Origin of the sequence: Vibrio sp. B183, assembly GCF_000740665.1 — a bacterium.
Classification (GTDB): Bacteria; Pseudomonadota; Gammaproteobacteria; order Enterobacterales; family Vibrionaceae; genus Vibrio; species Vibrio coralliilyticus.
In genome coordinates this window covers 414,886-421,970 of sequence record NZ_JPQB01000015.1, presented here as the reverse complement: position 1 = coordinate 421,970, position 7,085 = coordinate 414,886, and the positions used below count along the sequence as shown (strand labels likewise).

General features: G+C 40.4%; 10 protein-coding genes. All 10 read right to left on the bottom strand.

Annotated elements, in window-relative coordinates; genetic code table 11:
- Positions 1-213: 213 nt before the first annotated feature.
- The 10 genes from IX95_RS18295 to IX95_RS18245 all read right to left on the bottom strand — a co-directional run bounded on the left by IX95_RS18295 (position 214) and on the right by IX95_RS18245 (position 7,046).
- Positions 214-945, bottom strand: a complete 732-nt coding sequence (locus IX95_RS18295; RefSeq protein WP_038162734.1) for a hypothetical protein — start codon at positions 943-945, stop codon at positions 214-216.
- A 250-nt stretch (positions 946-1,195) separates the two neighbouring features.
- On the bottom strand, positions 1,196-1,483 hold the full coding sequence (locus tag IX95_RS18290) for a hypothetical protein (RefSeq protein ID WP_038162730.1): 288 nt from the start codon (positions 1,481-1,483) through the stop codon (positions 1,196-1,198).
- A gap of 87 nt (positions 1,484-1,570) precedes the next feature.
- Positions 1,571-2,578 (bottom strand): hypothetical protein, encoded by a 1,008-nt coding sequence (locus IX95_RS18285; protein ID WP_038162727.1) that lies wholly within the window; start codon positions 2,576-2,578, stop codon positions 1,571-1,573.
- Positions 2,579-2,813: 235 nt separating this feature from the next.
- Positions 2,814-3,101, bottom strand: coding sequence for a hypothetical protein (locus IX95_RS18280; RefSeq protein WP_038162724.1), 288 nt, complete (start codon positions 3,099-3,101; stop codon positions 2,814-2,816).
- Between the two features lie 131 nt (positions 3,102-3,232).
- Positions 3,233-3,649 (bottom strand): hypothetical protein, encoded by a 417-nt coding sequence (locus IX95_RS18275; protein WP_038162721.1) that lies wholly within the window; start codon positions 3,647-3,649, stop codon positions 3,233-3,235.
- A gap of 115 nt (positions 3,650-3,764) precedes the next feature.
- Positions 3,765-4,283 (bottom strand): hypothetical protein, encoded by a 519-nt coding sequence (locus tag IX95_RS18270; protein WP_038162718.1) that lies wholly within the window; start codon positions 4,281-4,283, stop codon positions 3,765-3,767.
- Positions 4,284-4,995: 712 nt separating this feature from the next.
- The gene (locus tag IX95_RS18260) at positions 4,996-5,316 is read right to left on the bottom strand and encodes a hypothetical protein (RefSeq protein ID WP_038162712.1); all 321 of its coding nucleotides are present in this window, start codon (positions 5,314-5,316) and stop codon (positions 4,996-4,998) included.
- Positions 5,317-5,442: 126 nt separating this feature from the next.
- Positions 5,443-5,793 (bottom strand): cupin domain-containing protein, encoded by a 351-nt coding sequence (locus tag IX95_RS18255; protein WP_038162710.1) that lies wholly within the window; start codon positions 5,791-5,793, stop codon positions 5,443-5,445.
- 165 nt (positions 5,794-5,958) lie between these two features.
- Complete coding sequence (locus IX95_RS18250) at positions 5,959-6,612, bottom strand: hypothetical protein (protein WP_038162705.1); 654 nt, start codon at positions 6,610-6,612, stop codon at positions 5,959-5,961.
- Positions 6,606-7,046: a PIN domain-containing protein gene (locus tag IX95_RS18245; protein ID WP_038162701.1), complete on the bottom strand. Its 441-nt coding sequence runs from the start codon at positions 7,044-7,046 to the stop codon at positions 6,606-6,608. Before IX95_RS18245 ends, IX95_RS18250 begins: the two co-directional genes overlap by 7 nt.
- Positions 7,047-7,085 lie beyond the last annotated feature (39 nt).

The following is a 7,085-nucleotide window of genomic DNA, read 5'->3' as shown; positions in this document are numbered from 1 at the left end:
AAAACTTTGAACCAAGTGAGCAAGCAAGAGGTACCTAGAAACGTACAGCGAAAGCTGAACCAACAAGCCAAATAAGAACTAAATCTTGCTGCACCATAACGCCCTGTTAAGGTGTGAGCAACGCAATACCAAAGCTGCCGCATACCGCCTTAAGCATTAAACGCAACGCATAGTGAAAATGCCACGCGTTGCGAATCACTCTTAAACAGTTTGTTAGGGCTTTAATTTACAAAGTTGCTCAGTTTCCCATGTCGCTTGAAATGCAATGTTACCCTCACCACCGACTATAAACGCTATCGATGCACCAATACTTGCACTCACTGAAATATCCTTTGGAATCACACGAGATTTACAAGCTAATTCTATTGCTTGCTCTAGCATCGATTCTCGTACTGAAGCTATGAAATCATCTTTTTGAACAGGTTTATAGGATTTGACGGGCTTGTCATGTGTAAAACCTGTCAATTTAGTTGCGCTCCAGTTTATTGGCATAAGCTGGCTAATCTCTATGTTCTTTTGAGATGGTTCTGATGGTAGAAAAACGCCGTCTAAAGCACCAGTATCCGTGTTAAATTTATAGAAGTCTGCTGAGTTCGAACGAATCGCATCAAAAGGAATAGACTTTACTTTGAGTCCTTCAGATAGAGCTAAAGAGACTGGCTCTGCATCTTCTTTTGAAGCACCTATATAAAAACCCAAGGTTTCGTTACTCCCCCCAATAATCTCATAGGACGTAAGCTGGTTGCCGCTCAAGCCAGCGTAATCAGCTATGTCTTTTGAGCTTAGTACTTTACTACTTGCTATTTGAGTTGGGGTTTCTAGAGACTCGTATACATAGTCGATAATGCCATCAGGGTTGATTACTGCTCTTATTTTTCCTTCTGTGTCTGCATACAAATTTGCAGAAAGTAGAACAAAAGGTACTGACCATAATTTATTAAACATAATGCTTGTCCTTTTAAGTACAGCATTAATATATAGCTCAAAATCTACGGGGAGCCCTAACGCCGCGTTAATGGGCAAGCAACGCTACCACAAACTTAACCCATTGTGACATAAACACTAATGCCAAACTGTGAACCAAAACTGCCAAGCGTTGGTTGTCCGATTAAACGCTTGGTTATGGAAACCTAAGACAATCAATGTACTCACCGCAAAGCGTAAGCTCATTACGGCCACGAAACCCCATAAACCACTATGCAGCAACCACATGAAGCCCAAAGAAGAAACCTAACAGCAACGATACGGCCAATTGATACAAAAAAGGGCCGCCCCACTGGAGCCAAGATTCAGCTAATTGCCGCTGTACTAATTTCACTTGGTAAATAGATGCAAACGGCAGATTAGCATTCATGGAACACTCAAAGCGGCTTTTCACCAGAGATAAAAATTTGGAACCAAGTGGACATGTGAGCATGGCCATGAAACTCACAGCGAACGTTGAGCCAACAAGCCAAATAAGAACCAAACCTTGCTGCACCATAACGCCGCATTAAGGTGTGAGCGACGCTTGGCTATACTTGAGCGAAGCGAAAATGCCAAGCGTTGCGAATCACTCTTAAATGCTTTGTTAGCTTTTTTCGATGACTAACTTAATGAAGTCGTACGCTGCACTTGAAGCTAGCCCCATACATAAGCCACCTACAGCTCCCAAAATAGACCACAGGATTGATTTTTTATTTCTATCCTTAAAGGACTTTATTAGCTTACCGTCACCCTTATTGATTTTTAGATAAGACAAGGCAAGATAGCTATCTATTGCATGTTCTAGTTTTCTAAAACAAAGTTCCGACAGAGAACTGATAACGAAAAACACTGAACCGTACAGAACAATAAATTGAACCAACTCATCAGATTTCATACTGCCAATATCGATTGATTGAGATACAAACAGACCTAATAGAGCAATGATGACCAAGTGCCCAAATCTGGATATTAAATGAGAGACTCTCTTTAAAGGAGCAATAAACTTCAATTCTTTAGATTCATCACACCCTTTTATCCACTCATCAAACATAGCAACGAAATGGCGTGCCTTTACATAATCGCTGTATTCAACTTTTATTCTAGCTGTGGTAGTGACCATGCTAGAAATGATCGCCGAAGATATAAACGCAGGTGCTTCTTGCTCAATTTGATGTAGCTCACCAACCCTCGACTTCACATTTGCTGCTACCTTGTAGCTTTCAATTTCCCCAGACTCAGGGTCATGAATAGAAAACTGATACATAAGCGCTATTTCAGATGTAGGGTTTGGACTTGTAATATTATGGTTTTTGAAATCTTCAAATGATTTAAAGCGCTCAGCTTCACCCTCATGATGACTGACCATGACACGCATTATAATCGATCCTTTTTGAGGTTTAGCTGATCGGATCGATTGAACTATTTTCTCATGGAGCTCTTCAATATCGCTAAATTCGACAAGTATATTATTCTTATATGACTTAGAAATTTCTTCGCTTTTTTGATTCACCTTTTGATGAATTTTAAAATATAGATCTAGCTGTGCGTCATCAAAGGTTGTTACCCCTGTATTTTCAACGCACCCTCCTACTACTTCGATTACATCACCCACTGCCAAATGACTCCTTGTTATTGATAATTTGTTATTGAAAGCTAACGCCGCGTTAATGGGCAAGCAACGTTGCCACAAAACTTAAGCCATTGTGCCATAAACACAAAAACCAAACCGTGAGCCAAAACTGCCAAGCGTTGGTTGTCCGATTGAACGCTTGGTTATGGAAGGTTGAAGCAACCATTACGCTCACCGCACAACTGCAGCTCTTTGTAACCACAAAACCCAACAAACCTCATGCAGCAACCCCAAAAAGCCTAAAGAAGAAACCTAACAACAACGATACGGCCAATTGAAACAGAGAAGGGCCGCCCCATTGAAGCCAAGAATCAGCTAATTGCCGCTGTACCAGTTTCACTTTGGAAATAGATGCAAACGGCAGATTAGCCTTAGTAAAATACCCAAAGCGGCTTTTCACCAGAGGTTGAAATTTTGAACCTAGTGGAAATGTAAGAATGCCCATGAAACTAGCAGCGAACGCTGAACCAACAAGCCAAATAAGAACTAAGCTTTGCTGCACCATAACGCCGCATTAAGGTGTGAGCAACGCTACCACGAAACTTAACCATACCACCGTAAACACGAAACCCAACGATGGAATGAAAAATGCCATGCGTTGAGAATCACTCTTAAATGCTTTGTTATGCTTGTACTTCAACTAGTGCCGAACAAGATTTGTTTCAAATCATCTAAGTCAACATTAAGTGATTTTGCCAATGCATCTTTACGCATTTCAGCTACCACTAACATAAAGGAACTAAAGGACTCCTCACTATTTAACACCTTGTGAGAGCGATCGTGTTGTGCAAGGGCTTTCACTACTAATTTGTCACCGTATACTGCAATTCTTGCCTTGGCATCTGCAAGCTGCGCTAACTTTTCGCAACGTTGACTATCATCTTGGATTTGAGCGAGTTCAGCAACAGCACGTAAATAGTCTATATATGATTGAGCTCTAACTTCCGTTTTCTTTGAGCTTTTGTTGCTTCTTCGACCTAGCCGATAATTCAAAATAGCCAGAATTATCGCTGTAATAGAAGAAACTATCGCAATGCCAAGTTTGATATCCATTTTTCTCTCCCAAAAGCATAACGCCGGGCATAAGGTGCGCCACGACTAAGCCACCAAGCCCACTGAACTCCAAACCAAAACCGCCGAGTGTAGCGCGTCACCCTTGATGCCTTTGTTATATTGCTGTTGCTAACCATTTTTGAGCTTCTTCAATTAAATGCTCGTTAAATTTAGCTTCTGCATCCTTTCTAGATAAATCTGTATGATAAAGAATCCTTGATCCATCTCTGCAATCCCAAATTTCTCTAAGCCAGCAGAAAATATGCTCCAACCCCAAGCTATCTCCCATAAACTCTTTGTCAGGATACTCATCATTTATTACATGGTGCACGTCATAATACAAAAATGTTGCACCAACATCAGGCTCAAGCTCGGAGTTAATGATTCGAGTAAGAGTTAATTCTATTAATTTATTCGCCGCTTCAAAACGGCTCATTTTGTTTATGTTTAACTCTTCGATAGCCTTCTCGAACCTTGGCCCAACATCAGCCATGATCGGAGAGTCTTCCCAATAGATGTCATTTAGAGAGTCGGTAAACAATCCTTTCTCTAGCCACGAGTTAGCCAAAATAACTATTTTGTCACTTGAAAGCTTACCAAGAATGTATAGTGAATATGCTTCTATCGGTTCCATAGATAGCCCTCTAGCAATATAACGCCCAATTAAGGGGTGAACAACGCCTCCACCCAACCTAACGCATTGTGCCATAAACACTAAACTTGAAGTAGAAACAAAAGTGCCAAGCGTTGTGAATCCCTCTTAAATTGCTCGTTATAACGCTATTTTTCGATGAACTCGCAGCCTTCAGCTTCTCCAGTCCCTGACATTCGAAAGACGTAGTCCAGGTTCATCTTTGAAGTGTTTCTGTAATAGTTAACCCTGAAGCCTTTGCTTTTATCACCTCTCACAGAGTAACCGCTTGTGAACGCATCTGTTATGTTCGACTTTTCAAAGTAACCTTTAGTCGACGGCTCGGATAAACGAAGTACTGCTAACTCGTGAGTTGGTTTATCAAATATTAAAGCGGTATACGCGATATATTTAACATATTCTCCATCTTGAACTCTCATGTCCTCATATGGACAATGAAAATACCCAGAATCCTTTAAGACTGATTCAAACTCTGCTTTTGCAACTTCACCTTTCGACGCACACCCTATTAAAGTGAAGGCGCTCATCGAAATAACTATTAAACTTCTCATATTACTACTCTCTCCATAGAGTTATAACGCCGCATTAAGGTGTGAGTAACGCTACCACAAAACTTAACCTTACCACCATAAACACAAAACCCAACGATGGAATGAAGAATGCTAGGCGTTGGGAATCACTCTTAAATGCTTTGTTATGTGGTAGGTCCAAGGTGGCTTTCTACATTCAAGCACAGAGCTGCAAGGTTATTGTCAAAGATTTGAGCAGAACCTTCAGGAACTATAGGCTCTAACATTTTCCAACTATCGCCTTCCCAGATCTCAACCGATCCAAAACGTTCCTCACCATCCCACTGAATCATAAACCTAGAATCGCTTGAGGCATAAATACTGTGTATGGAGCCACAATAGTCTATGTCGGTATCTGGTTTTACTTCTTTGTACCCTTCCTCAACTAGAATTTCAGCCACTCTAATCTTCAACTTGTAATACTCATGCATTTCCATATACCACATAACGCCGCGTTAATGGGCAGACAACGCTACCACATACTTAAACGCTTGTGAGATAAACACTAATGCCAAACTGTGAGCTAAAACTGCCAAGCGTTGGTTGTCCGATTGAACGCTTTGTTATGGCGATTATTTTAAACTTGCTTGAATTATTAACAGCTCTATTTCATTGCTTGATGTATTAACCAAACCATGTGTGCCAAAGCGTCTATTAACTATCATATCCCCTGAAGTCACTTTTCTTTCCTTACCTTCAATGCTCATAGTGCTTTCACCTTTCAAAATGATATACATTTCTTCATCGTCTCCATGAGTATGCTCGCCCATAGAACTTCCCGGCGGCATAATGACACGAATAGCGAAATCCCATGCACCATCGAAATCTTTACGCCTGAACGCACGATAGATGTCTATTGAGCCTTTCCCATCATGGCTGTTTTCGTCCACTTCCTTATCGCAAGTGTAAAAATTACGTATCATTTCCACGAATTCCTTTCTTGTTATTTTCCGTAGTTCTACAAAGCGCCCTAACGCCCTGTTAAGGTGTGAGCAACGCAATACCGATGCCGCCGCATACCACCTTAAACACTAAAAGCAATGCATAGTAAAAATGCCACGCGTTGCGAATCACTCTTAAACAGATTGTTATACATCAGGCTCAAGGTAGCCAAAGTCAACAGACTTAGGAAAACTTAGAACTTCCACATCGTCAACATCTAGCGCACTAAGTTCTCCATCCCAACTACCATTTATCGTAAACAAAATACCAGTTTCAAAATTTAAGTCTGATTCAGAAAAAACTTCACCGAGTTTTACAGAGTCGCCATCGATAGAGTCATGAACACTCAAAGTAAACGAGGACATTGCCGTTGCTGCAATATTTGCTTTAACTTCAAAAACCACATGGTTGTCTTGACTTTGAATGGGGTTAAGTAAGATAGCTCCCTCATCATCTGTGATGAATTCAATATCGGAAAACTCTGCCTGAAAATCGTGAGAATCCCAATAGAATGCAGACTCTGCTTCAGCATACAAGTATTGCTCAGATACAGCATCAGCAACGCGATCGGTAATGAGCTCAACAATATCCTGAGCTTCTCCAGATGACATAGCTAGTGAAAGACGCTTTGTAAAGTCGAACGTTTTTTCATTTGGTTCAAACTTTGAAATAGCCTGAGCTAAGTCTTCCAAAACGTCGATATAATCTGAATTCTCTGCGAAATTAGCCCAATCTTTATCAGTGGTAACAGCTAAAATTCGAGTTTTATTTTCGATCGCCCAAGCTTCAAGGCTTAACAAAGCAATTGCGTCTGGGAATTCACTTTTTTCTTGCCTGCTTCAGCAAATGGAGGCTCATTGTTAAAGTAGAGCTTTATCAAATGATTAAGGTCAACGCCATTGCTCGCCGAAATGAGAACTGCCCCAGTGTTATTAACGTAGCTTTCTAAACGCTCTTTAGCTACAACCTCTCCATCAATTCGATCTATTGAAATGTCTTGAACATTCCCAAAGATGTGCTTTTTAGCATTGTTTAAACTTTTATCTAATTGTGCATATGAATCATTAACTTTTTTGATGAGATGAGCGTTTACTTCTCTAATGACAATCTCTGATAATACGAGTTTTGCAGGCTTATTGTTAAACTGTACTAAAGCATTGAGTAGCCCAGATTCTAGCAATAAACCTTTTTGATCAAAAATTGAAGTATCAACTGTAATAGCACCGTATTCCATAATTCCTCGATATCTAAATGATGTATAACGCCTTGTTAA

Excerpts from the sequence above, each read along its gene's own strand:
- IX95_RS18295 (WP_038162734.1), bottom strand. The coding sequence starts at position 945 with ATGTTTAATAAATTATGGTCAGTACCTTTTGTTCTACTTTCTGCAAAT.
- IX95_RS18290 (WP_038162730.1), bottom strand. The coding sequence starts at position 1,483 with ATGGTGCAGCAAGGTTTGGTTCTTATTTGGCTTGTTGGCTCAACGTTC.
- IX95_RS18280 (WP_038162724.1), bottom strand. The coding sequence starts at position 3,101 with ATGGTGCAGCAAAGCTTAGTTCTTATTTGGCTTGTTGGTTCAGCGTTC.
- IX95_RS18275 (WP_038162721.1), bottom strand. The coding sequence starts at position 3,649 with ATGGATATCAAACTTGGCATTGCGATAGTTTCTTCTATTACAGCGATA.
- IX95_RS18270 (WP_038162718.1), bottom strand. The coding sequence starts at position 4,283 with ATGGAACCGATAGAAGCATATTCACTATACATTCTTGGTAAGCTTTCA.
- IX95_RS18260 (WP_038162712.1), bottom strand. The coding sequence starts at position 5,316 with ATGTGGTATATGGAAATGCATGAGTATTACAAGTTGAAGATTAGAGTG.
- IX95_RS18255 (WP_038162710.1), bottom strand. The coding sequence starts at position 5,793 with ATGATACGTAATTTTTACACTTGCGATAAGGAAGTGGACGAAAACAGC.
- IX95_RS18245 (WP_038162701.1), bottom strand. The coding sequence starts at position 7,046 with ATGGAATACGGTGCTATTACAGTTGATACTTCAATTTTTGATCAAAAA.